This window comes from Terasakiella sp. SH-1 (assembly GCF_004564135.1).
Classification (GTDB): domain Bacteria; phylum Pseudomonadota; class Alphaproteobacteria; order Rhodospirillales; family Terasakiellaceae; genus Terasakiella.
On the sequence record NZ_CP038255.1, the window covers coordinates 3094862 to 3118333 of the forward strand.

General features: G+C 49.4%; 20 protein-coding genes and 2 riboswitches. Of the genes, 12 read left to right on the plus strand and 8 right to left on the minus strand.

What is annotated here, in order from left to right:
- The first annotated feature begins 198 nt into the window (after positions 1–198).
- A riboswitch (glycine riboswitch) is annotated at positions 199–294 on the plus strand.
- A gap of 3 nt (positions 295–297) precedes the next feature.
- Positions 298–401: riboswitch (glycine riboswitch) on the plus strand.
- 66 nt (positions 402–467) lie between these two features.
- Genes gcvT through gcvPB form a run of 4 tightly spaced genes read left to right on the plus strand, consistent with a single transcriptional unit; the run spans position 468 to position 4795 of the window.
- A complete protein-coding gene (gcvT, locus tag E4K71_RS14595) occupies positions 468–1568 on the plus strand; it encodes a glycine cleavage system aminomethyltransferase GcvT (RefSeq protein ID WP_135080853.1) in 1101 nt (366 codons plus the stop codon).
- Positions 1569–1572: 4 nt separating this feature from the next.
- Entirely contained in the window at positions 1573–1947 is a 375-nt protein-coding gene (gene gcvH, locus E4K71_RS14600; protein ID WP_135080855.1) for a glycine cleavage system protein GcvH, read from the plus strand.
- Entirely contained in the window at positions 1947–3296 is a 1350-nt protein-coding gene (gene gcvPA, locus E4K71_RS14605) for an aminomethyl-transferring glycine dehydrogenase subunit GcvPA (protein ID WP_135080857.1), read from the plus strand. The genes gcvH and gcvPA overlap by 1 nt, the downstream gene beginning before the upstream one ends.
- Entirely contained in the window at positions 3293–4795 is a 1503-nt protein-coding gene (gene gcvPB / locus E4K71_RS14610; RefSeq protein ID WP_135080859.1) for an aminomethyl-transferring glycine dehydrogenase subunit GcvPB, read from the plus strand. The genes gcvPA and gcvPB overlap by 4 nt, the downstream gene beginning before the upstream one ends.
- A gap of 131 nt (positions 4796–4926) precedes the next feature.
- Here the strand turns inward: gcvPB and E4K71_RS14615 are convergent, their stop codons facing one another.
- Both E4K71_RS14615 and E4K71_RS14620 read right to left on the minus strand, forming a co-directional pair.
- Positions 4927–5430: a YbjN domain-containing protein gene (locus tag E4K71_RS14615; protein WP_135080861.1), complete on the minus strand. Its 504-nt coding sequence runs from the start codon at positions 5428–5430 to the stop codon at positions 4927–4929.
- Positions 5431–5604: 174 nt separating this feature from the next.
- Positions 5605–5862 (minus strand): accessory factor UbiK family protein, encoded by a 258-nt coding sequence (locus tag E4K71_RS14620; protein ID WP_135080863.1) that lies wholly within the window; start codon positions 5860–5862, stop codon positions 5605–5607.
- Positions 5863–6001: 139 nt separating this feature from the next.
- Between E4K71_RS14620 and rfaD the strand changes: the two genes are divergently transcribed.
- The 4 genes from rfaD to pgeF are packed head-to-tail and all read left to right on the plus strand — an operon-like array spanning position 6002 to position 9671.
- A complete protein-coding gene (gene rfaD, locus E4K71_RS14625; RefSeq protein WP_135080865.1) occupies positions 6002–6991 on the plus strand; it encodes an ADP-glyceromanno-heptose 6-epimerase in 990 nt (329 codons plus the stop codon).
- Between the two features lie 17 nt (positions 6992–7008).
- Positions 7009–7818, plus strand: a complete 810-nt coding sequence (lgt, locus tag E4K71_RS14630) for a prolipoprotein diacylglyceryl transferase (RefSeq protein WP_135080867.1) — start codon at positions 7009–7011, stop codon at positions 7816–7818.
- The gene (locus E4K71_RS14635; protein ID WP_135080869.1) at positions 7815–8894 is read left to right on the plus strand and encodes an SAM-dependent methyltransferase; all 1080 of its coding nucleotides are present in this window, start codon (positions 7815–7817) and stop codon (positions 8892–8894) included. The genes lgt and E4K71_RS14635 overlap by 4 nt, the downstream gene beginning before the upstream one ends.
- A gap of 9 nt (positions 8895–8903) precedes the next feature.
- Complete coding sequence (pgeF, locus tag E4K71_RS14640) at positions 8904–9671, plus strand: peptidoglycan editing factor PgeF (RefSeq protein ID WP_135080871.1); 768 nt, start codon at positions 8904–8906, stop codon at positions 9669–9671.
- Here pgeF and E4K71_RS14645 read toward each other — a convergent pair.
- Positions 9658–10284, minus strand: a complete 627-nt coding sequence (locus E4K71_RS14645; RefSeq protein ID WP_167730603.1) for a trimeric intracellular cation channel family protein — start codon at positions 10282–10284, stop codon at positions 9658–9660. The genes pgeF and E4K71_RS14645 overlap by 14 nt on opposite strands.
- The gene (locus E4K71_RS14650) at positions 10277–11137 is read right to left on the minus strand and encodes an SDR family oxidoreductase (RefSeq protein ID WP_135080875.1); all 861 of its coding nucleotides are present in this window, start codon (positions 11135–11137) and stop codon (positions 10277–10279) included. The genes E4K71_RS14645 and E4K71_RS14650 overlap by 8 nt, the downstream gene beginning before the upstream one ends.
- Before the next feature lie 56 nt (positions 11138–11193).
- On the opposite strand from E4K71_RS14650, the gene E4K71_RS14655 reads away from it, so the two are divergent.
- Positions 11194–11949: a tetratricopeptide repeat protein gene (locus E4K71_RS14655; protein WP_135080877.1), complete on the plus strand. Its 756-nt coding sequence runs from the start codon at positions 11194–11196 to the stop codon at positions 11947–11949.
- A 2-nt stretch (positions 11950–11951) separates the two neighbouring features.
- Here E4K71_RS14655 and E4K71_RS14660 read toward each other — a convergent pair whose 3' ends face one another.
- The 3 genes from E4K71_RS14660 to E4K71_RS14670 all read right to left on the minus strand — a co-directional run bounded on the left by E4K71_RS14660 (position 11952) and on the right by E4K71_RS14670 (position 14829).
- Positions 11952–12761 carry a transporter substrate-binding domain-containing protein gene (locus E4K71_RS14660; RefSeq protein WP_135080879.1) on the minus strand — a complete coding sequence of 270 codons (810 nt, stop codon included), beginning with the start codon at positions 12759–12761 and terminating at the stop codon, positions 11952–11954.
- Between the two features lie 92 nt (positions 12762–12853).
- Positions 12854–13273, minus strand: coding sequence for an iron response transcriptional regulator IrrA (gene irrA / locus E4K71_RS14665; protein ID WP_135080881.1), 420 nt, complete (start codon positions 13271–13273; stop codon positions 12854–12856).
- A 149-nt stretch (positions 13274–13422) separates the two neighbouring features.
- A complete protein-coding gene (locus E4K71_RS14670; RefSeq protein ID WP_135080883.1) occupies positions 13423–14829 on the minus strand; it encodes a nitronate monooxygenase in 1407 nt (468 codons plus the stop codon).
- A 279-nt stretch (positions 14830–15108) separates the two neighbouring features.
- On the opposite strand from E4K71_RS14670, the gene E4K71_RS14675 reads away from it, so the two are divergent.
- Entirely contained in the window at positions 15109–15537 is a 429-nt protein-coding gene (locus E4K71_RS14675) for a thioesterase family protein (protein ID WP_135080885.1), read from the plus strand.
- Positions 15538–15547: 10 nt separating this feature from the next.
- Here the strand turns inward: E4K71_RS14675 and E4K71_RS14680 are convergent, their stop codons facing one another.
- Positions 15548–19132, minus strand: coding sequence for an AsmA family protein (locus E4K71_RS14680; RefSeq protein ID WP_167730604.1), 3585 nt, complete (start codon positions 19130–19132; stop codon positions 15548–15550).
- 234 nt (positions 19133–19366) lie between these two features.
- On the opposite strand from E4K71_RS14680, the gene E4K71_RS14685 reads away from it, so the two are divergent.
- Together E4K71_RS14685 and E4K71_RS14690 are read left to right on the plus strand one after the other, a co-directional pair.
- The gene (locus tag E4K71_RS14685; protein WP_135080889.1) at positions 19367–21067 is read left to right on the plus strand and encodes a hypothetical protein; all 1701 of its coding nucleotides are present in this window, start codon (positions 19367–19369) and stop codon (positions 21065–21067) included.
- Between the two features lie 462 nt (positions 21068–21529).
- On the plus strand, positions 21530–23386 hold the full coding sequence (locus E4K71_RS14690) for a ribonucleoside-diphosphate reductase subunit alpha (protein WP_135082089.1): 1857 nt from the start codon (positions 21530–21532) through the stop codon (positions 23384–23386).
- The last annotated feature ends 86 nt before the right edge of the window (positions 23387–23472 follow it).

A 23472-nucleotide genomic window follows, 5' to 3' on the forward strand; every position in this document is an offset into this window, starting at 1 on the left:
ATAAGGTTACCCATTTATAGTCATTTTATTTATCTTCCTATCATGGTGAAACTGCAGTCTCTTTTTTCATTTCTTATGAGAGAGGATAGGGCACTGAGATAAGAATGATCAGCATTCTTAATATCCACCTTTTCTTTTTCACGTAAATTCCCTGATTGACCCTCCCCCACCCCGTCTGTACAATAACGCCACATCATATGACCCCATGCGGGAGAGTGGTCGCACGATATTGCGACCCGCCGAAGGAGCAAGCGCCCCTGCTAAACTCTCAGGCTTTTGGACCGCTGGGTGATGAGACTCTGGAAAGTAGGTAGCTCATAGGCTAGCTCACCGACGATGAAACCTCACAGGCATGGAAGCCTATGCAATAGTGGGGGAATCTTTCAGGTTCCATGACAGAGAGGGGCCAAGTTGCTGGATAGTTATCCAGTATGGTTTGGTCTCGACTCTGAAAAAGGAATCTCTTCATGAGCGATGATTTAAAAACAACTCCCTTGCATGCCCTTCACATTGAACTGGGCGGCAAGATGGTGCCTTTTGCCGGCTATGACATGCCCGTGCAATATCCCTTAGGCGTCAAAAAAGAACATCTCCACACCCGTGAAGCCTGCGGTTTATTTGACGTTTCCCACATGGGGCAAGCCTTACTTAAAGGCGATGATGTTCAAGATGCGATTGAAACTCTCACCCCCAGTGATATCAAGGGTCTTGCGCAAAATGGCATTCGCTATTCATTACTGATGAATGATGAAGGTGGCATCCGCGATGATTTCATGGTGACAAATCGGGGGGATCATCTTTATCTGGTGGTCAATGCAGCCTGTAAAGAAGCCGATTACGCCCATATCGCAGCGAACTTGCCCAACCACACACTGGAAATCTTGGAAGACCGTGCATTACTTGCCCTGCAAGGCCCAAAAGCTGCCGAAGTCCTCAACCGTTTTGCCCCCGGCGTCGATCAGCTGATCTTCATGCAAATGGGGGAATATGATATCGCTGGCATTCCTTGTCTGGTTTCGCGTTCCGGCTATACGGGCGAAGACGGTTATGAAATTTCCGTTCCCAACGACAAGGCCGAAGACCTGGCGCGCAAGCTGTTGGGCGAAGCAGAAGTCGAAGCCATTGGCTTGGGTGCACGCGACAGCCTGCGCCTTGAAGTGGGCCTGTGCCTTTATGGGTCTGACCTTGACACCACCACCTCGCCCATTGAAGGTTCTTTGAACTGGGCAGTGGGCAAACGCCGCCGTATCGATGGGGGCTTTCCCGGTCATGATGTGGTGATGAAACATCTGGCAGAAGGTGTCAGCCGTAAACGTGTCGGCATCAAACCACTGGGGCGCGCCCCTGCACGTGCCCATACGGAAGTGGCCGATAAAGACGGCAACATCATTGGTGAAATTACCTCTGGCGGATTTGGGCCAAGTTTCGAAGGCCCGGTTGCCATGGGCTATGTCAAAACCGAATTTGCCAAAATCGGCACAGAAATTGACTTAATCATTCGCGGCAAGGCTGTTGCAGCTGAAATCGCAAAACTTCCTTTTGTTCCACAACGCTATTACAAGGGCTAAAATCATGGCTATCAAATATACTGAAGATCACGAATGGGTACTGGTTGAAGGTAACATCGCAACTGTCGGCATTACCGATTACGCCCAAAACGCCCTTGGCGATATTGTCTTTGTTGAAACACCCGACGTTGGCCATAGCGTTGACAAAGGCGAAGATTGCGCCGTTGTTGAATCTGTAAAAACAGCCTCTGACGTTTTTGCTCCGCTCACAGGTGAAATCACCGAAGGCAACGCCGCCCTTGAAGATGAACCGGAACTGGTCAACAGCTCGCCGGAAGGCGACGGCTGGTTCTTCAAAATGTCCATCGGTGATGAAGCTGAGCTGGAAAACCTGCTGGATGAAGCGGCATATAAAGAGTTCTGCGAGGGTCTCGATTAATGCGCTATCTCCCTTTATCTGAGGAAGATCGCAAAGACATGCTGGAAGCCATTGGGGTTTCCAGCATTGATGAACTTTATTGTGATGTTCCCGATTCTGTCCTGCTGGACAAAGCGGTTGAAACCCTGCCCACCGTTCGCGGTGAAATGGAAGTTGATCGTGCCATTTCTGCCATGGCAGCGAAAAACACAGGGGCCAATGCGGTGCCGAGTTTCCTTGGCGCAGGGCTTTATCACCACCATGTGCCGGCCACTGTGGATTATATGATCCAGCGCGGCGAATTCCTGACCTCTTATACGCCCTATCAGCCGGAAGTCTCCCAAGGTACCCTGCAATATCTGTTTGAATTCCAAACCCAAGTCGCCATGCTGACCGGGATGGATATTGCCAATGCCTCCATGTATGACGGGGCGACGGCGTGTGCCGAGGCTGTCTTGATGGCCAATCGCGTAACCAAACGCAACAAGGCCATCCTGTCCGGTGGCCTGCATCCGCATTATCGTGATGTGACACGCACCCATGCACATTTTAACGAATTCGACGTGATCTCTGCTGAACCGGATGTGGATAATGTGGAAGACCTGATCGACCTCATTGATGATGAAACATCCTGCGTCGTCGTTCAAACCCCAAGCTTCTTTGGTCATCTTAATGATTACACCAAACTAGGTGAAGCCTGTCATGCCAAGAAAGCCTTGCTGGTTGTTGTCTTTACCGAGGTTCTGTCCCTTGGGGCCTTGAAAACACCGGGTGAGATGGGGGCTGACATTGTGGTTGGTGAAGGCCAATCTGTGGGGAATGCACTGAATTTTGGGGGGCCGACAGTTGGTTTGTTTGCCGTTCGCAAAAAATACCTGCGTCAAATGCCCGGTCGTGTCTGCGGGGAAACCGTGGATGCCGATGGCCGTCGTGGTTATGTGCTGACCCTATCCACGCGGGAACAACATATCCGCCGGGAAAAAGCCACCTCAAACATCTGTACCAACTCCGGCCTGTGTGCGTTGGCCTTTAACATTCACATGACATTGCTGGGTGAAGAAGGTTTGACCAAACTATCGGCCCTCAACCATGCCCGTGCATGTCAGGTTGCCGATAAACTGGCTGAGATTGACGGTGTTGATGTTTTGAACGAGACATTCTTCAACGAATTTACCGTGCGCCTGAATAAGTCTGCCTCAGCTGTGATTGATAGATTGGCTGAGAAAAATGTTCTGGCGGGTGTGCCCGTGCGCCGTCTCTATCAAGATCGCCCGGAGCTGGATGATCTGATGCTGGTCGCGGTCACAGAAACCGCCACAGATGAAGATATTGATGCATTGGTCGCCGCCTTGAAGGAGGAACTGTCATGAGTGATATGCACACCATTACAGGCAATCAGGGCCTTCAGATTGAAGAGCCACTGATCTTTGAACAGGACACACCGGGCAAATGCGGTGTGGACCTGCCCGATGTGCCGAACGTGAAAACCCGTCTGGGCGGTTTGGAACGTGTGGGCAAAATCGGCCTGCCGGGCATGACAGAACCAGATACCGTGCGCCATTACATGCGCTTGAGCCAAAAGAACTATGCCATTGATACAGGGTTTTACCCGCTGGGTTCCTGTACCATGAAACATAACCCGCGCCTGAATGAAAAAATGGCCCGCCTGCCCGGTCTGGCAGACTTGCATCCCTTGCAGCCGCACAGCACGGTACAAGGGGCGTTAGAACTGATTGACCAATGTGCCCATTGGCTCAAGGAACTGACAGGCATGCCTGCGGTCGCCATGAGCCCGGCTGCGGGTGCCCACGGCGAACTTTGCGGTTTGATGGCTGCACGCGCTGCCCATGAAGCCAAGGGCGACCCACGCAAGGTGGTTTTGTGCCCGGAAAGTGCCCATGGTACCAACCCGGCAACCGCTGCGGCCTGTGGTTATAAGGTGGAAAGCATCCCCGCCAATGATCAGGGTCGTGTGGATCTGGACGCCCTGAAAGCTGCCTTGAATGAAGATGTGGCCGCAATCATGCTGACCAACCCCAATACCTGTGGTCTGTTTGAAAGCGACATTGTGGAAATTGCTGAGGCGGTTCACGCTGTTGGCGCTTATTTCTATTGTGACGGGGCGAACCTGAACGCCATTATGGGCCGTGTGCGCCCTGGTGATCTGGGCATCGACTGTATGCATATCAACCTGCACAAAACATTCTCCACCCCCCATGGCGGTGGCGGTCCGGGTTCTGGCCCGACCGTATTGTCTGCAGCCCTTGCACCTTTTGCTCCGGTTCCTTACGTGGTCGATACAGGTGATGGTTTCAAACTGGTGGAACATAAGGCCGATAGCGACCAGCAACCACTGGGCCGTATCAAAGGCTTCCACGGTCAAGTTGGCATGTTCATCCGATCCCTGGCTTATATGATGAGCCACGGCACAGACGGCCTGCGTCAGGCGTCCGGTGATGCAGTGCTGAATGCCAATTACCTGAAAGCCAAACTGGGTGATCTACTCACCGTTTCTTATCCAGACAGCCCGTGTATGCATGAAGTGCTGTTTGATGATCGTTTCTTGAAAGATACCGGGGTCACGACCCTTGATTTCGCCAAGATGATGATCGACGAAGGCGTCCATCCCATGACCATGTACTTCCCACTGGTGGTTCATGGTGCCTTGTTGATGGAACCGACAGAAACCGAAAGCAAAGCCACGCTGGATAACTTCATCCATATGATCCGCGAAATGACGAAAAAGGCTAAGGAAGGCGCTGTGGAAGAGTTCCAAAACGCCCCAATGCTGACACCACGTCGCCGCTTGGATGAAACCCAGGCAGCAAGAAAACCTGTGTTGAAATGGGTACCTGAAGCAGCTGAGTAACATATATCGTCCTCGCACACGCGGGGACCTCTATGTTGCAAGAAGACCCTCAATCAAGTTGAGGATGACCATTAAAAAAGGTCCGGACGATAAAACATCCGGACCTTTTTTATATCATATACGTATTTATTTTAAGCCTGACCGACACATTCCATCAAGGCACAATCCATGGCCTGTTGGCCCGGCATGTTATTAAAGGCGGCAAACTGGAAAGCAGCGTAAAAACGCTCACATTCGCCCAGGCCAATTTCAACGATTTCCTCAATCTCAGTTGCTTTTTCAAAACCACCATTGCCCATCATGATGGTGTGGCGGAAAGCCGGTTTTTTCATCCCTGCCATAACGGCAAAATGGCCGATCCACAGTTTGGCATTGATCGCAGCCAGCAGATCGTTCACATGTGCAGCAGAATGTTGTGGCAAGCGCATATCCATCGAACAGGTCACATGCAGGCACTGATATTGATCGCTCCAGGTAAACTGGATCACGTACGTGCAGTGTTCACCCACACTTTCCATGACATAATCACCATTGCTGATCACTTCCAGAATCCAGCCGCGTTGTTCAGCCAATTGTTCCAGAACGTCGAGACCATGGTTCGGCGTATTTGTCTGTGCCTGTTGAATGAAGTTCATTTTAAAACTGTTCTTTTGTCGTTTGCGTTTGTTCTGGGGGCAACCTGACAATAAAAAAGGTCCTGCGCAAGGGGCTCGTGGAGTCGCCAAAAAGATTCCTGTGGATAAAAATGTGGAACAGTGCGGTATGAAAGTCAGCGACTCGCCAGCCCCCTTTATCCATAGCTAACTTATTTATTTTTTTGCTTTTTTAAGGGCCTCTTCCAGCGCTTCAATTCGCTTGATCAATGCCTCTTGTTCAGAGCGTGCTTTCACCGCCATCGCCTTTACCGCATCAAACTCATCACGGCTGACCACATCCATTTGGGCCATAACCCGTTCAATTTGTTGAGAAATCAGACCGTCAATCTCTTCACGAACCCCGGTTAGTGTGCTCACAGCACCGCTGGCAACTTTAGCCACATCGTCGAAAATACGGTTTTTGCTTTGCATGGATTTCTTCCTTTAACTGGTCCGAATCGGTTGGCCGCATTATGGCATGGCTTTTGTAATGCGCAAGTCTTGCTTGAAGCGCCCCCCCGTTCAGCCCTATAACAGGAGCAGAATTTCAATCCTGATGGGGTGTTAAGAGATGTTTGTGATCACCGGGGGCGCCGGGTTTATCGGCTCCAATATCGTTGCAGAACTGGAAAAACGCTATCCAGATGAAAAACTGGTTGTGGTGGACCGTCTGCGTGATGGTGAAAAGTGGCGCAATATTGCCAAACGCGACCTCTATGACATTGTGCATCCAGACGACCTTTATGACTTTCTGGTGGAATATGTCAAAGACGTGAAGGCAATCTTCCATATGGGGGCGATTTCAGCCACCACAGAGACAGATGCCGACAAGATCATTGATAACAACTTCCGCCTGACCAGTGCCCTATGGGACTGGTGTAGCGATAACAAGGTGCGTTTCATCTATGCCTCCAGTGCCGCCACCTATGGCGATGGCGAAGCGGGTTTCGTGGATGATCAGGACCGCAATAGCCTGTCTAACTTCCTGCCGCTGAATGCCTATGGCTGGTCCAAACATCTGTTTGACCGCACAGTCGCACGCGGGGAAGAAAAACAGGCCCCGACACCGCCGCAATGGGCGGGCCTGAAATTTTTTAATGTCTATGGCCCCAATGAATATCACAAAGGCGGACAAAAAAGTGTGGTTGCCCATGTTTTCCCCGATGCCAAACAAAACCTCATGTGCCGCCTGTTTAAATCCCACCACCCCGATTATGAAGACGGTGGCCAGCTGCGTGATTTTGTATGGGTCGGTGATGTGGTTGACGTCATGATGTGGCTTTATGAAAATCCAACCGTCAGCGGCCTCTTTAATGTGGGCACGGGCAAGGCACGTTCGTTTAAAGACTTGGCGGAATCTGTCTATCAGGCCATGGGGATTGAACCGAAAATTCACTATATCGAAACACCGGAAAATATCCGCGATAAGTACCAATATTACACACAGGCCAATATGGATAAGCTGCGCGCAGCTGGCTATGACAAGCCCTTTACCGAGCTGGAAGACGGTGTGCGTCAATATGTGCAGGATTTCCTGAATCAGGACGATCCGTTTAAATAAACGACGAGTTAAAAAACATGACCCTTGCCATCGCCTTCCCCATGATTGACCCTGTGGCCGTTCAACTTGGTCCCATCGCCATTCGTTGGTACGCCCTTGCCTATATCGCCGGGCTTGTGGGCGGCTGGCAATATATCAAATATCTCACCCAAAAATTCCCCGGCAACATTACCCATGAACAAGTCGATGACTTCCTGTTTTGGGCGACCATTGCTGTGGTGATCGGTGGGCGATTGGGGTATGTGCTATTTTATAATCTGGATTATTTCGCCGCCAACCCCAGTGCCATCTTGCAAGTCTGGAAAGGCGGTATGTCGTTTCACGGTGGCTTCCTTGGGGTGGTTGTTGCGGCCATTCTGTATTGTAAAAAACACAATCTCCCCATGATGACCTTTGGCGATCTGGTCGCCTGTGGCGCGCCCATTGGGTTGTTTTTTGGCCGTATCGCCAATTTCGCCAATTCCGAACTTTATGGCCGCGAAACCGATGTGGCCTGGGGCGTGATCTTCCCCAACGGCGGGCCAAATCCACGCCATCCCAGCCAGCTTTATGAAGCGGCCATGGAAGGGCTGATCCTGTTTATCATCATGTTTGCCATCTCACGTCGTGAATCCTTGCGCCATGCACCGGGCCTGTTTGTCGGGATTTTCATCGCAGGCTACGGTATTGCACGATCCATTGTGGAACTGGTCCGTCAACCCGATGCTCATATCGGTTTCCTCAGTGGCGGCTCCACCATGGGGCAATGGCTGTCAGTACCCATGATCCTCTTTGGGCTGTTCCTGATTGTTCGCGCCTTGAAAAGCCAAAAGACTGAGCGTGCATGAACCAACTGCAACAGCACATTCGCAAGCAGATTGAAACCACAGGCCCCATTTCTGTGGCCGATTATATGATGCAATGCCTGTGTCACCCCAAATATGGCTATTACATGGGGCGCGACCCTTTCGGGCGAGAAGGTGACTTTATCACCGCACCTGAAATCTCCCAGACCTTTGGGGAACTTCTCGGCCTGTGGGCTGCCATCACCTGGCAACAAATGGGAAGCCCCAGCCCCTTTCATCTTGTGGAACTCGGACCGGGACGTGGCACCTTAATGAAAGATGCCCTGCGGGCCACCAAGGCTGTTCCCGGTTTTCAGGATGCTGCCCACATCCATCTGGTAGAAATCAGCCCGGTTTTAAAAGACGTACAGCAAGAAGCCCTGAAAAGTGAACAGATCCACTGGCATGACAGCTTCACCAATGTGCCTGATGGTCCGGCCATTTTCATTGCTAACGAATTTTTTGATGCCCTGCCCATCCGCCAGTTTGAAAAAGGGGAAAAAGGCTGGGCGGAACGTTTTATTGACCTTGATCCTGATACAGATGGTTTGCGCTTTGTGCTGAGGAAAGATGAAGCGGCACGTGCCCTTATGCCTGAAGGTTTAAAAGACAAGCCCGAAGGCGGCTTGTTTGAAGTCTCCCCCATGGGGCAGGCGATCGCCCATGGACTTGGTGCACGGATTACACAGCAAGGCGGGGCCGTCCTTGCCCTTGATTATGGCTATACAGAACCTGGTTTTGGTGAAACCTTACAAGCCCTGAAAAACCATGCCTATGCCCCGGTTCTGAAAAATTGTGGCGAGGCTGACCTGACAGCTCATGTGGATTTCACCACCTTGGCCCGCAGTTTTATAGAAGCGGGGGCTAAAACATGGGGACCGATGAACCAAGGGGACTTTCTAGAACGACTTGGCATCACCCAACGTTTTCAGGCCCTTCTCCCCCATGCAAATGACGAACAACGCCCCGACCTGATTGCTGCACACAAAAGGCTCTGTTCCCCCGATGAAATGGGGACATTGTTTAAAGTGATTTGCGCAACCCATCCTGACCACCCTGCCCCAGCGGCTTTTGAATAGGAAAGAGATATGAGCCAAGACCCACAGTTTCTAACCAGTGGCAACATCACTGCTTGTCATGGTTTTTTCACCCGCCTTGGTGGGGTCAGTCAGGAAATTTACAGCTCGCTTAACTGTGCCTGGGGATCAAAAGACAGCCTGAAAGATGTCATGACCAACCGCGCCCTTGTGGTTCAAGCCTTGGGCAATACCGCGTCTGATTTGCTGTCAGCCTCCCAAATTCATTCCAACAAGGTTCAAATCGTTGATAAGGTCTGGACACGTGAGCGCAGCCCCGAAGTGGACGGGCTTGTCACCAATATGCCCGACGTTGCCTTGGGTATCTTAACTGCGGACTGTGCCCCGGTTCTGTTTCATGACCCCCAAAACCACATCATCGGGGCCGCCCATGCCGGATGGAAAGGGGCCTTTACAGATGTGCTGGAAAATACAGTAACAGCCATGGAAAGCATTGGTGCAGATCGCAACACAATAACAGCTGCTGTTGGCCCTTGTATTCATCAGGCGTCTTACGAAGTGGACGGGAACTTCCGCCAAACCTTCCTTGACGAAAATCCAGAGTATGGGGGCTATTTTACTGACAGTGTGAACGAAGGCCACTTTCAATTTAACCTGCCTGCTTTTGTGAAAATGAAGCTAGAAACATTAAATCTCGCGTCTGTCGAAGGGTCCCCGGTTGATACCTATGTGGATGAAGACCGTTTCTTTAGCTATCGACGCACGACCCATCGCAGCGAACCTGATTATGGTCGCCAAATCTCAGTTATTTGCCTGTAGTACCTTTATAAGACGGTAAGCTCCAGCCAAACAGGATGGCAAGACCACGCACACTGAAAGTGGCTGTGACACTCACCACCATGGCCCCTTGCTGCGGAATACCCAAATCAATCAGGATGATATAAGCACAACTGCCCACAATCGCAGCCAAGGCATAAATCTCTTTTTGCAACAACAAGGGCACTTCGTTACAGACAATATCACGGATCATGCCGCCAAAAGTGCCCGTAATCATCCCCATAATAACCACCATCACCGGATGGATATCATAGGTCATCGCCACCTGTGTGCCCATAATGGTAAAAAGGGCCAAACCAAAAGCATCTGCCCACATCAACAAAGCAAAGCGTTTGCCATCAAGGCGGTGAACCTGAAAAAAGGCAATGATTGCAACCACGGCCACCACATAGACGTAATTCAAGTCCTTCACCCAAAACACACTATCGGCATCTAACAACAGGTCACGCACTGTCCCCCCACCAACCGCCGGAGCGAGGGCTACGATGATAAAGCCGAAAATATCCAATCCTTTACGCGCTGCTGCCAAGGCACCGGATAAGGCAAAAACAGCCGTTCCTACCATGGCCAGAAAATATACTGGATCATCAAACATGGTCTTTTTCCTTCTGCCAGATGGCTTGTAAACCTTCACGATAACTTGGGTGGTGTAACTGAAAGCCCAGATCATTTTTGATCTTCGTATTATCGACCCGCTTGTTATCACGCCAAAAGGTCAAGGCCATCGGGGACATGGCCTGTGACGCCTCTTCAAACGATTGTTGCTTGGGTCTTTCTCTGCCCATTAACTCACAAGCATAATTCAATACGCGGATTGGCTCACAGGCGGCATCATCACAGAGATTATAGGCAACCGGCCCATTCGGTTTGGCAATAGATGCCCACAAGGCCGCAGCAATATCATCAATATGAATGCGGGAAAAGACATGGCCCGGCTTGTCAATGGCACGCAGCCGCCCTGCCCTGATTTGATCAAAAATGCTGCGCCCCGGTCCATAAATACCAGCCAGCCGAAAGATATGAATTGGCAAACCAGATGCCAACCACTGGTCTTCGGCTTTTTTGCGCGCATGTGACCTTGCACTGCTGGGATTACGCGGACTGTCTTCATTCACCAGTGCCCCATCGGCATTGCCATAAACCCCGGTGGTGGAAAGATAGCCTATCCATTGCAGATTAGACAGTTCCTGTAAGTCCTGAGCATGCAGATGAAACACACAGTCTCCTGTCTCTTTATGAGGGGGAATGGAATGTAGAATATGGGTTACATCTGCAAAATGCTGCGCAGCATTTTCTAATGGTTTTTCCCCATCAAAAGGATAAATCTCAACCCCATCCATCCTGATCGCTTCTCGTGACGTTGCAATCACCCGCCAGCCTTTTTCCACGGCTTGTCTGGCAAAATGACTGGCGCAATATCCAAGACCAAAGATAAAGAGTGTTTTCATCTGCTGCATTCATCCATATAACAAAGGAAGATCATTTTAATGTAAGGGGATTTGTGGTGAAACGTCAGGCTTTTCTTATGGCATGTGGCATTTTGTTTTCAAGCATAAACACGGCCCAAAGCGAAACCATTGATCACGCCCATCAGTATCACGCCTGTATGGAGCTGGTGCGCAACGCCCCGGAAGAAGCTTTTGACAGCGCCCTGACCTGGAAAAGTCTGGGTGGCGGTGAAGCTGCTGAACATTGTATCGGAACCGCCCTGATCAATATGAAACGTTATAAAACCGGAGCTGAACGTTTGGAAGAGCTGGCCGATTATTCACGCAGGCCCAAAGAATTCAAAGCACAAATTCTGGCCCAAGCTGCACAAGGATGGTTTCTGGCCGATGAACTGGACCGGGCACGTGCCGTGCTAACCACAGCGATTACTCTGGATCAACATAATGCAAATCTTTATGTAGATCGCGCCCATATTCGCAGCACACAACACCATTATAAAGACGCACTGGATGACCTCAACAAGGCGATTACCCTTCACAAAGCACATGTTGATGCCTTTGTTTTTCGAGGCACAATCTATCGACTGACAGAAGAATTTGAAAAGGCTTTAAACGATATTAACCACGCGCTCACGCTTGATCCATCCCATAGCGAAGCCTACCTTGAACGCGGCATGCTCCATCGTATTGATCACAAAAATGATTTAGCACGCAAAGATTGGCTGGCTGCGATTGAGCTGGCCCCCAACAGCGATACAGCTGAAACCGCCCGCCTTAACCTTGAAAAAATGGATCTGGCCGTTACAGAATAATCTTAATCATGGGCAATATGTTTATGGATGCCATCCAATACATATTTTTCCTTTAACGCATGAAAAGCAGGGGTTTTCAGGAAATCATCCAGGTAGCGTTGGTAACGTGCTATTTCACTATCACTGATGTCTTGGCTAAAAGCAAAATAAAGCTGAATTTTGCGCAAACGAAAAACCTCTTCATAATCGCTTGCATCAATATTGTTTTGCCGCATTAAATAAGAGGCTCCCTCCAAAGGATAGGCCATAAAATCAGCACGACCACTGGTCAGTTTCTGTAAAGCTTTTAAAGGATAAAGGCCCGGCTGCAATACACCTTCCGGCACGCCCATTTTTTTAAGGGCCTGTTCTGGAGCGGTTTTTTCAACCGTTGCGATTGTCTTTCCTTGAAAATCCTGCACGGTTTCCGGATGAAAGTGATTGTCTTTTTTGGCAATGACCCCCAGATGAACCGAGGTATAAGGCCCCACCCATTTAAACAGTTTTTCGCGTTTTTCGTTACGCCCAATGGTAATGCCAACCCGACGCTTCGCCCGTTGTAAATCCACATAAAGCCGATTAAATGTCACCGGAATGATATAATGATTTTTACCAATGCCATCAAAATCAGCAAATGCAGCACGAAATAGTTCAGCCGAAAAACCGACCACACCGCCTTGATCATCATGCATGCTAAAGGGCGGAATACGATGGCCCATGACACGCAAGTCAGAAGCAAGTGCCTGAGAGGCCCACACCCCTGCAATCAAAAAACAAAATATCGCTTGTGACAGTTTCTTCATCAACCCAACCAGAAATTTGATTACATACATTAATATACATAATTTCAGATTTGGCACCAAAAGAAAAGCCGGGTCCCCCCCAGAACCCGGCTTTACATTCGAAAGAGACAGCTCTCTTCGAATTATGACGCAGCGCGGATACGCACGACGACATCAACGCTTTCAACCTGCGAACCGTCAGGTGGTGTCGGTACACCTGTGACCTGAAGCTGCCCCTCTGGCACATCAGACAAAACGCCTGTGCTTTCATCAAAGAAATGGTGATGGCATGAGGTGTTGGTGTCAAAATAAGAACGCCCGGCATCGACCACGATTTCGCGCAGCAAGCCTGCCTCTGTAAATTGGTGCAAGGTATTATAAACCGTTGCCAAAGAAACACGGATATTGCCCGCCAAAGCCTCAGAATGAAGCTGTTCAGCCGTAATATGACGATCACATTCATCAAAGAGCAATTTTGCCAAAGCCAGACGCTGACGCGTCGGGCGCAAACCCGCATCACGAAGACGATCTAATGCATGACTGAAAGGACGTACTTTTTCCATTGAATCCACCTATGTTTCTCTTGTTTGCTGCTGAACATTCTGTACGTAAATGTACGTATTTTTTAATTAGAATGCTTAAACTTTGCAGCGAATATGTCAGAAACCATTAGCGGTTCACTTGACGCAGGTCAAATTATATAGATTTTTCTTTAGTCGCCTTTAAGAATTTGCTCAACCAATTGAGCAACTGTTGGGAAATTACCGTTACGGCCATCCTGGAACAGGGGATCATCAGCAAATTTAAAGGCATTATGCCCCGCAAACGCCAGATTGTTATCAACAGACCCGCCATGAGCAATATCTTGCAGGGTTTTCTGAATACAGAAAGAACGCGGATCCGCCAAACGGCCCGTTGTATTCTTTTCGTTATCCGCCCAGTTGGAGAAACCACAAGCCGACAAACAACCCATACAGCCCGCCTGATCCGCCAGAATTTCCTGCGAACGTTCCGGCGTGACAAAAATCATGGTTTCATCCGGTGTGCGCATGCCTTCTGTAAAGCCTGCTGCAATCCAGCCTTCCACATCGCCTTGCTTATCAGCCGGGACAAAAATGGAACGACCACGTGCGCCGACCTTGACTTCCCCCGTCAACTCTTCTGTTGCCTGACGCGAAAACGCCACCTGACGTGCAGCACGTTCACCAAGTTCTTTCAGGAAGTCGTTATTCAGCTGTGAAGAATAGAAACCTGTCGGGCTGTATTTATTGAGCGATACATCACCTTCTTTCAGGTTCAATAAGCGTTGCTTCCATTCATCCGGCACCGGGCTTTCTTTAGTCAAGAGCGGGCGCGAACCAAACTGGAAGGCCACCGGCCCGATCTCCGGATTATCAATCCATTGATCCCAATCACGCAGATACCAAACACCACCGGCCATCACAACCGGTACATCATTCAAGCCAACTGAATTCATGAACTTGCGGATTTCAGCCACACGTGGATAGGGGTCTTGCGGTTCATCATGACGTTCTGCATTAGACAGGCCATTGTGACCACCAGCTTTCCACGGGTCTTCATAAACCACACCGCCAAGCAAGCCGGCATGTTTGGAATAAGACCGTTTCCACAACGCACGAAAAGCCCGCATGCTTGAGACGATCGGGTAATAATACACATTATACTGGGCCGCAATTTCAGCCATTTTATAAGGCATACCCGCACCACAAGTTACCCCGTGGATCAGACCCTTGGCCCCTTCCAGAACACCATGGATGATGCGTTCTGTGCCGCCAGCTTCCCACAAGGTATTCATATGCAAACGGCCTTCACCATTAGACGCTTCATGAGCAATGCGCGCTTGGGCAATGCCGCCTTCAATGGCATAGGCAATCAGTTCTTCAAAACGTTCTTTACGGGTTTTGCTGTGATAAACCTGCGGGATCGCATTGCCGTCCGCATCATAAGAGTCAGGATTCACACCGGAGAATGTGCCCACACAACCTGCTGCGGCAAAGGCACCAGCGCTTCGTCCGTTAGAAACAGCAACGCCTTTCCCCCCTTCGATAATCGGGTGAACTTCGCGTCCGGAAATAAGTACAGGTTTAATCGCCTTCACAGCCTTCTCCAGCTAAAATATGATGCCGCCGCAAGCTGCGGCTATCCCCTAAATTTCATATGATTTATCAGTGTCACAAAACACTCATATTTCTTTGCGCCGGACACTATAGGAAATTCCCCGATTTTACCAGCCTCAAATCACCATTTCATACGATTTAAATGCCCATTTAACAGGAAACATTGCAACTCAAAGCACTTTTATCCTTTTTTGGAAGCGCTACATTCCATATAAACTTCAACTTGAAAGTTTCAAATGATATTGTAGAAAGCGCAAACAATGAGTGATCTAGAACTGACAAACCCGGAAGTCTATACCTACTGGACGGATGAAAAAATCCGCTTTGCCGATCTTGATCGCCTCGGCCATGTCAACAATGCCGCTTTTGCCACCTATTCAGAAAGTGGTCGGGTTGATTTCCTTGAAACCCTTTATCCCGGATGCACTGCAGGAACGGGCATCGGCTGGGTAATTGCCAAACTGACCATCAATTATCTGGCAGCAGCCTATTACCCCGGCGAGGTGCGCATTGGCAATGTGGTGCGCCGCCTTGGGAATTCTTCCGTCGTGATTGAACAAGGCTTATTCTGTAACGACAAATGTTTCAGCACCATCGAAAATGTTCTGGTTTGGGCTGATACTGAAAATGAAAAATCACGGCCCCTCCCCAATGATTTACGCGAAAAGCTTCAAGCTTACGTGAAATAAAGACCGCTTATCATCTGCGCAATAAATCCCCCAAGCCCTGCAATAACTGCTGTTCCATTGAAGGTGGCTGATTTTGTTGTTGTGAAGAAGACGGGGGTGGAGGGGGCGGTGCCATCGTTCCCCCAGATGCCGGTGGCTGAATGGGGGGTGTCTCTTGTTGTGGAGCAGATGTTTTGACCCCGCCTTTACCTAACAGCCCGCGAATAAGAGTCCCATACCCTTTTTGCTCAAGATTATCTGGTAAAGGAATAATCAAGCCCCCCCCACTGGAAACACCCCCTGTATCCAGCTTGACGTTAGGGACATCCAATTGTCCCTTAATGGAAAAAGGATAATCCTGTTTCATCTTCGCCTGTTGAGCGATTAATCCGACCAAGGCATTTTGCTGCATCTTCAACTGGCCTGATACATCCACGAACCAACGTGGCAAATCAACCGACCCTGTAGCCGACCCGTTTGCGATCTTGGATGACAAAACTGCCTGCCTTAACCGGGCCACACCTTGGGTAATATCGACTTTGGCATTCACATCTGCGAGCCCCTTGGCCGGATTTGTCCCGGACAAGACAGCCAAAAGATTCAGAATATCCAGTGGCGAGCCCTGTTTCCCTTTGCCCCCGACCGAGACTTTTTGCAAAGCCAAATCCGCTTGTCCTTTCAGGTTGGACACCAGATCAAACTCGCTTATTCCCACGGTTGATAAATGCGCTGTTCCAGAAACACCACCATCAGCCTGTGTCTTGGAACCTGTTTGCGTTAAGAACTGTTTGAGCTTTATCCCACGGGCCTTGAGCTGTGTTTCAATCTGTGCCTGTTGCTGTCCCACAATTTTGGAAGTGGCTGAAATCTCCCCACCAAAAACATCACCACGAGCCTGTTCAATCACCAGCACACCCTCTTTTTGCTGCGCTTTAATTTCCAGATTTTCCGCCTTCATTTTTTTGCGCAACAAGGCTGCAATTTTCAGATGAATATCCGCATCGACAGAGGACAGCATTGACAGGTCAATCGGCTCTTGCGACCAACGCGACGAAAGATTTGTGCTGCGCGGCACTGTAGAGGTAGAAGAGGGGCGATTATTATGTGCCACAGACCTGTTTTGAGGAACCGATGTTTGTTTTGCCATAAAGGGATCAAGGCGCAACTGCCCCATCTTTAAAGCCATATTAACATAAGGCTTTGTCCCTTGCTTATAAAGCATATCCCCACTTACACTGGTAGGCCCCACTTGCCCGGTGATATTTTTCAAAGAGACCTGTGAAAGATCAAAAATCACATCGCTATTCAGATCAATCCCGCCTACACGAGCAGAAGGCTGATAAGAAAGCCCCAATCCCCTTGTCAATTTTGACAAATCAGCAATTTGCAGGTTCACGCTTGCCTCGCCCTTAGGGACAGGCAAGGCATCTACCTGTCCAGCAACAATGACACTTGTCCCCAGCCCATTCAGATGTAAATCAACATCCGGTGCCAACAGGTTGCCATTCAATGTTGCCTTTGCAGAAAGCGGGCCTATCTTTTTCCAGTTCAGAACCTGCCCAGCCCCAAACATACGCGCAGCCCCGACAAAGCTTTTCCCCGAAGCACTGACACTGAGGTTGTCAGCATTCAAGCCATTTTCGTCCGGCTTTAATGCCCCTGATGCTGCAATCGACACCCCGGCTAAAGAGCCGACAGATGCCTTTTGAATTTCCACCCCGCCATTATAGATTGTCGCATTCAACACGACATTTTTTACATTCTGTTTTTGATAGGTAATCTGACCTGCGGTCAAATTTAAATTCGCATCAAATTCTTTCAGAAGCTTCAGGGCTTTAAACGGAGAAGCCGAAACAGGTGCCTGTTTGACAGAAGTCGGCTCAGCGGTTGTCGACGAACTGGTAACAGAAGAAGGCACCGGTTGAACCGATACGGGCGAAGCCAAATAGGCATCCGCATTTAAACGATCCAATGCAAGGCTTGCCCCAAAAGACGGGCGGCTGCGCAAGGCAATAGTTGAAGCCCCCTTGACTGTGGACCCATCCATCCGGGCCAGTACATCATAGAGACGAATATTCTCGCTATTGGCCGCAATTTGGGACGTCAGGGCCAGTTGTTGCAAACGACCTGCCTGCACAGAAGCAACATCTACATCCAGCCATTTCAACATACCGCGCAAATGGGTGATATTGACATCCAGCGAACCATCAAATTGCAGCTCTCCCTCACGCGCACCGGCCACACCGACCAGATTGACCTCACCAGCACCGGGCAATAGTGCCGAAAATCGTTCCAATGCAACCGCCCCCTCATTCAACGAGGCAGCAACCTGTAACTGACGCACCGCATCATCTTTCAGTATCAAGGCTTCCACATTCAAGGCAAGCCGAGCCTCAAGGTCTGTCGGCAATGAAAAGGAGGAAGCTTCTTTTTTTAGCGCTGGCATTTCACGTTTGGGGCTATCCAAGACAGCAGAAACACGTGAACCTGAACGTCCCTCTGATAAATTGGAAGGGGTAATCACCCTCTTAAGCGGGGCGGGCGCAATGACTTGATAAGGTTTGGCCTCAATCCAGGCATCTGCGTCAATTTTGCTGAAAGACGCTTGAGCCTCAAGGGTCTTTTGCCCCTCCTCCTTATAAGTGAGCTGCAACATCCCCCGGTCTTGCCCAAGGGAAAGCGTCAAACCATCTTCACCAAACGACAGGCTTTTAGAGGTTGCACTGATTTCGCCATCAAGACTAAAGGCACGATTTAAACCACCGGGCTGTTCTGTGCGACCATCAAAGGCGCTTAACATCCCCGCCAGACTTTCCCCTGTCATGGTGATTTTGCCCTTCACCTTCGGCCCCTCAGAAAGATTGACAAATGTTCCGGTAAAACGAGACGACACATTGCCATGTGCAAGCGTGATCTGGCTGGCAAAAGAAGCCGTGCGCCCATAAACAACCTGCCCAACAGACCCTTCAAGCCCCACAGGGATACCCCGGATTTTCATGGTGGCTGCGGCCTCAAACGGCCCGTTCAATGCACCAATGGCAAAACGGCTGTTAATATCAGTAATCTCTTCACGCACGGCTTGTGCCGGGTTGCTGAAAAACAAGGTGCCGTCTTCAATAATGAAGTCATCAATCTGAAGAGGGAGCGAATAATCTTCAACCTTTTCAGCATCCTGAAAAGAAGGTTCATCACTTCTGGTTGGCGTGCTGATCTTATCGCCGACATCAGCGGGCTCAAAGACCCAGTTCCCGCGCCCATCGGCCAAAATTTCCAGATTGATAACCGGCTTGATCATCCGGATGGATTGCACATGAATTGTACCGCCAAGCAGCGGCATCAACGCCACACGCACATCGACCTGACGGGCTGAAAACATATCCGGGCTTTGTGCCCCTTTTGCATTGGCAAAATGGACATCACTGACTTTTAGAACCGGGGAAGGCAGCAAGGAAAGTGAAATATCCCCACCAATCAGCAAATCACGCTGGGTTGCTTTTTTAACTTCCTGCGCGATTTGCGCCCGATAACCGGACCAGTCAATAAATCCGGGAACAACTAAAACAGCGACGGCGAATAAAGCAATAACACTGCCAAGACCAATCAGAATCTTTTTCACTTTTTTATGCATCCTAGCGTGAATATACCAGCGTCAAAACAGCACCCGATTGTGACGCCACTCAGAAAGAGAGTTAGATGATTAAAATCAATTATATACATCAATATTGCGAGAATATATGAATTAATAACTTTTTTCGGAATAAATTACCCGATAATGATCCAGTAAGGGTTGATAAAACCTTGTTTCAAGATCATAATTCTAGAAAACGAGATACTCTTTACAGGGATTGGGATGGAAACGACCACACCAAACGAAGACAAAAAAACGGCTACGCCTGCGTCTTCCGGCAACGGCAATGCAGCCTTTATCTCCCTTGCCAGCCTGCCCCCTGGCACCGACAAAAGCACCCTGATCACAACCATTGATGCTGCGGTCACGCAAGTCTTGTCTGAACTGTCCAATCATGAAGAAGGGGACTTGCCCCCTGCAACCTTGCTTAAGGTCCAAACCTCGCTGGGGTTTCTTGAACAATGCCTGAGTTTTAAAGACAAGGAATTTACCGACTTTGCCAAGAAACGGGCCAATGAACTGGAAATGGGCCTGACCAACACCATTGCCCGCATTCAAGAGGCCAAAAAGGTAGCAGCAGCCAAAGCTGAAGAAGAGAAGGCAAAATCGGCTTCCAACACACCTGAGCAAGAACCCCCTACCGCCGCAAACGAGGGTATAGAAGAAGAGGAAGAAGTTTTTGACCCCAAAGGCTTCCTTTACCCCCGTGAAGAAAAAATCCTCATTGACTACGCCTATAAAAAAATCTGTGAACGCCTTGCCTTCATGCGCGGGGATCATGTTGTTGCAGACGGGCGTAAACAAAAACTGGTCAGCGACATCCATGAAGATGGGGTACCCATTTTCTTTTTACTGTCCCCGGCTTTTCCTGAAATCCTCTATCAACCCTTTGTCGATCTGGTTGAAGAAAAACGCGACCTGTTTAGCCGTCGTGTCTATATTCACACAGACAAGGACGACAGCGATGATGCCATCCGCCAAATGTATAGCGAAGACTATCACCGCGATATTATGGGGATTATCGGTCTGGCCTTTGATGACTGGGCCGGGGAAATCGCACAGGCCGGAATTGCAGGCTTGCCCCAAGAAATTAAAATTATTGGTCCGAAGAAAACGCAGGATTCATCAGGTGGCATTGGCTCCAGCCTGAAAAAAGTCTTCTCCTTTGGGAAAAAGGAAACCAAAAAAGCCCCGGTTAAAAAGGCTGCAAACCTGCCTGATAGAAATCCCATTCGCATTCACAGGGAATGGCAATCTCTTGAGAGCAAGGGTGTCTTTGACCTGACCCAGCATTTCAGTTTCAGTCTGATTTCTTATGCCTTACAGCTCAGTGAAAAACAGTTTAATGCGGAATATGAATGTATTAAGCAGATTGTAAACCAGCAGGAAGAGCCCGATGTCGGCCCGGTGATCACCAATCTGAACCGGCTTTATAAATTCTATGACAACATCTTCTTTGATCTTGTCATTATGACCTTGTTCTGCCGCAAAAATCAGTTTGATGTGAATATGCTGCAAGCCGCCTGCATGTCTCAAAACTTTGTTGTCGACCGCCTGCCCCTGACCATGGATGAGCTGCGCCGTCGCCCCATGGAACATGCCAAATACCTTTTGGCTATTTTAAAATCTATCCCGATCAATTCAGAAACCCTGCATCAGGCCCTGACGGATTATTTCTTTGCCCATGAAACGATCCACTCTTCAAAAGTAGGCAAACGGATTCAGGCATCAGAGAATCTTTTAAAGCGTCAAGGTGAGAAATTAGACGGGAACGCCAAGGAAGTGATCCACGAAATTGACGCAATCCTCAGGGAAGTCGCCAATCTCAAGGTTAAACAGGAAGAAGATGGTGTCTTTTTGGGCGAAGAGATCCAAACAGAGATCGAAGAAGGCATCACACGCGCTGTCGCTCTTTTCAAATAAAGCAATTTTTCAAAACCTCAGGCTTTGTGCGCCCCGTTTTGAAAGCGGAATTTTATTGGCGTCAAAAAAATGGAAACAACCACTATAATTTGTTGACATTAAGCGCTCAGACACACAATATCTAGACATGAGGCCCGTTCATCATATGGACAGAGCAATAGAAAAAACCACCGAATTCCGCCGAATTTGAGTGGCTTTTTCCTTTTCAGATGCGAACATATTCGCGTCGATTAGACGACCGCCGTCTCACCATTTGGGACAGGCGGTCGATGCGTGAATCCAGCCCCCGTATGAACACCCCATAAAAACAATCAAGGTTTCGCCTTAAAACGAAACCACCCTTAAAATTTAGTGTTGCGAAACAAGGTGAATGAGGCGTCATTCATCCAACAGGTCGTTTCGTGCCTATGATTATGAATAAATACGTTATTTTTGCGGAGGCGTAAGATCGTGGAATCAAGTATGCTTGATGTGGTGCAGGTCCAAGGCGGAGCACAGGTTCATGTAGACCATGCTCGGGATGCTCATTTGACTGATTTCGGTAAATCAGTATTGGCAGACCGTTACCTGATGCCGGAAGAAAGCTATCAAGACCTGTTTGGCCGTGTTGCTTCTGCTTACGGCGACAATGATGCCCACGCCCAGCGTATTTATGATTATATGAGCCGCCTGTGGTTCATGCCCTCCACCCCGATCCTGTCCAATGGGGGCACGACACGCGGCTTGCCCATTTCCTGTTTCTTGAACGAAGCCAATGACAGCCTTGATGGTATCGTTGGCCTGTGGACGGAAAATGTCTGGCTCGCAGCCAAAGGGGGCGGCATTGGTTCTTACTGGGGCAATCTGCGTTCCATCGGGGAAAAGGTCGGTCGTGTAGGTAAAACATCCGGTGTGGTCCCCTTCATCCGTGTGATGGATTCCATGACGCTGGCGATTTCCCAGGGGTCCCTTCGTCGTGGTTCTGCGGCTGTGTACCTGCCGGACCACCACCCGGAAATGGAAGAATTCATCGAACTTCGCCGCCCAACGGGTGGCGACCCCAACCGCAAGACCCCAAATCTGCATCATGGCGTCTTGCTGTCTGACAAATTCATGCGCGCCGTTGAAAATGATGAGGAATGGAAACTGATCTCCCCGCATGATGGCACCGTTATGCGCACGGTCAAAGCGCGTGATTTGTGGATTCGTATCCTGACCGCACGCATTGAAACCGGGGAGCCTTATATCGTTTATTCCGATCATGTGAATATGGCCTTGCCGGAACATCACAAGCTGGCGGGCCTGACGGTAAAAACCTCCAACCTGTGTGCTGAAATTACCCTGCCCACCGGGATTGACCATCACGGTGAAGAACGCACAGCTGTTTGCTGCCTGTCTTCACTCAACCTCGCCAATTATGAGGCTTGGAAAGACAATCCACGCTTTATCGAAGATATCATGCGTTTCCTTGATAATGTGCTGGAAGATTTCATCCAGAATGCCCCGAATGAAATGGAACGTGCGAAATATTCCGCCATGCGCGAACGTAGCGTCGGTCTTGGCGTTATGGGCTTCCATTCCCTATTACAAAAAAATAGCGTGCCGTTTGAATCGGCCTTAGCCAAAGCCTGGAACCGCAATATCTTTGCCCATATCCAGAAAAAAGCGGATGAGGCTTCCGAAATTCTGGCTGATGAGCGCGGCTCCTGCCCGGATGCGGAAGAATACGGCATCAAGGCACGTTTTTCCTGTAAAACAGCTATTGCACCAACGGCCTCTATCTCCATCATCTGTGGTGGTTCAAGCCCAGGGATCGAACCAGTTGCAGCCAACAGCTATATGCACAAAACCTTGTCTGGGTCTTTCAATGTACGCAACCCGTATCTTGCCAAGGTTCTGGAAGAACATGGTAAAAATGATGAAGACACCTGGACATCCATCACCGTGAATGAAGGCTCCGTGCAACATCTTGATTTCTTGAGTGACGATGAAAAAGACGTCTTTAAGACATCCTTCGAACTGGATCAAATCTGGGTGGTTGATTTGGCGGCTGATCGTGCACAATTCATTGATCAGGCCCAATCCGTCAACCTGTTCCTGCCCGCTGACATCCACAAACGTGACCTGCATCAACTACATTATCAGGCATGGAAACGGGGCTTGAAGAGCTTGTATTACTGTCGCTCCAAATCCATCCAGCGTGCTGAAGTGGTTGCGACCAAGGATCATATGCCCGATACGCTCAAGACCTTGTTGGAAAAAGTTGAGACACCGGATAATCCGCGCTTGCCTTTAGCCAATGATGACAATAAATACGAAGAATGTCTGGCCTGCCAGTAATGTAAATGTCGCCCTCGTCTATGCGGGGGCCTTCTTCCCTGTTTCACAAGGTCCCCGTATATGCGAGGACGACCTGGAGATTTTCA

Bases quoted from the DNA above. Each gene is read 5' to 3' on its own strand.
- gcvT (WP_135080853.1), top strand. From the start codon at position 468: ATGAGCGATGATTTAAAAACAACTCCCTTGCATGCCCTTCACATTGAA.
- gcvH (WP_135080855.1), top strand. From the start codon at position 1,573: ATGGCTATCAAATATACTGAAGATCACGAATGGGTACTGGTTGAAGGT.
- gcvPA (WP_135080857.1), top strand. From the start codon at position 1,947: ATGCGCTATCTCCCTTTATCTGAGGAAGATCGCAAAGACATGCTGGAA.
- gcvPB (WP_135080859.1), top strand. From the start codon at position 3,293: ATGAGTGATATGCACACCATTACAGGCAATCAGGGCCTTCAGATTGAA.
- E4K71_RS14615 (WP_135080861.1), bottom strand. From the start codon at position 5,430: ATGAACTTCATTCAACAGGCACAGACAAATACGCCGAACCATGGTCTC.
- E4K71_RS14620 (WP_135080863.1), bottom strand. From the start codon at position 5,862: ATGCAAAGCAAAAACCGTATTTTCGACGATGTGGCTAAAGTTGCCAGC.
- rfaD (WP_135080865.1), top strand. From the start codon at position 6,002: ATGTTTGTGATCACCGGGGGCGCCGGGTTTATCGGCTCCAATATCGTT.
- lgt (WP_135080867.1), top strand. From the start codon at position 7,009: ATGACCCTTGCCATCGCCTTCCCCATGATTGACCCTGTGGCCGTTCAA.
- E4K71_RS14635 (WP_135080869.1), top strand. From the start codon at position 7,815: ATGAACCAACTGCAACAGCACATTCGCAAGCAGATTGAAACCACAGGC.
- pgeF (WP_135080871.1), top strand. From the start codon at position 8,904: ATGAGCCAAGACCCACAGTTTCTAACCAGTGGCAACATCACTGCTTGT.
- E4K71_RS14645 (WP_167730603.1), bottom strand. From the start codon at position 10,284: ATGTTTGATGATCCAGTATATTTTCTGGCCATGGTAGGAACGGCTGTT.
- E4K71_RS14650 (WP_135080875.1), bottom strand. From the start codon at position 11,137: ATGAAAACACTCTTTATCTTTGGTCTTGGATATTGCGCCAGTCATTTT.
- E4K71_RS14660 (WP_135080879.1), bottom strand. From the start codon at position 12,761: ATGTATGTAATCAAATTTCTGGTTGGGTTGATGAAGAAACTGTCACAA.
- irrA (WP_135080881.1), bottom strand. From the start codon at position 13,273: ATGGAAAAAGTACGTCCTTTCAGTCATGCATTAGATCGTCTTCGTGAT.
- E4K71_RS14675 (WP_135080885.1), top strand. From the start codon at position 15,109: ATGAGTGATCTAGAACTGACAAACCCGGAAGTCTATACCTACTGGACG.
- E4K71_RS14685 (WP_135080889.1), top strand. From the start codon at position 19,367: ATGGAAACGACCACACCAAACGAAGACAAAAAAACGGCTACGCCTGCG.
- E4K71_RS14690 (WP_135082089.1), top strand. From the start codon at position 21,530: ATGCTTGATGTGGTGCAGGTCCAAGGCGGAGCACAGGTTCATGTAGAC.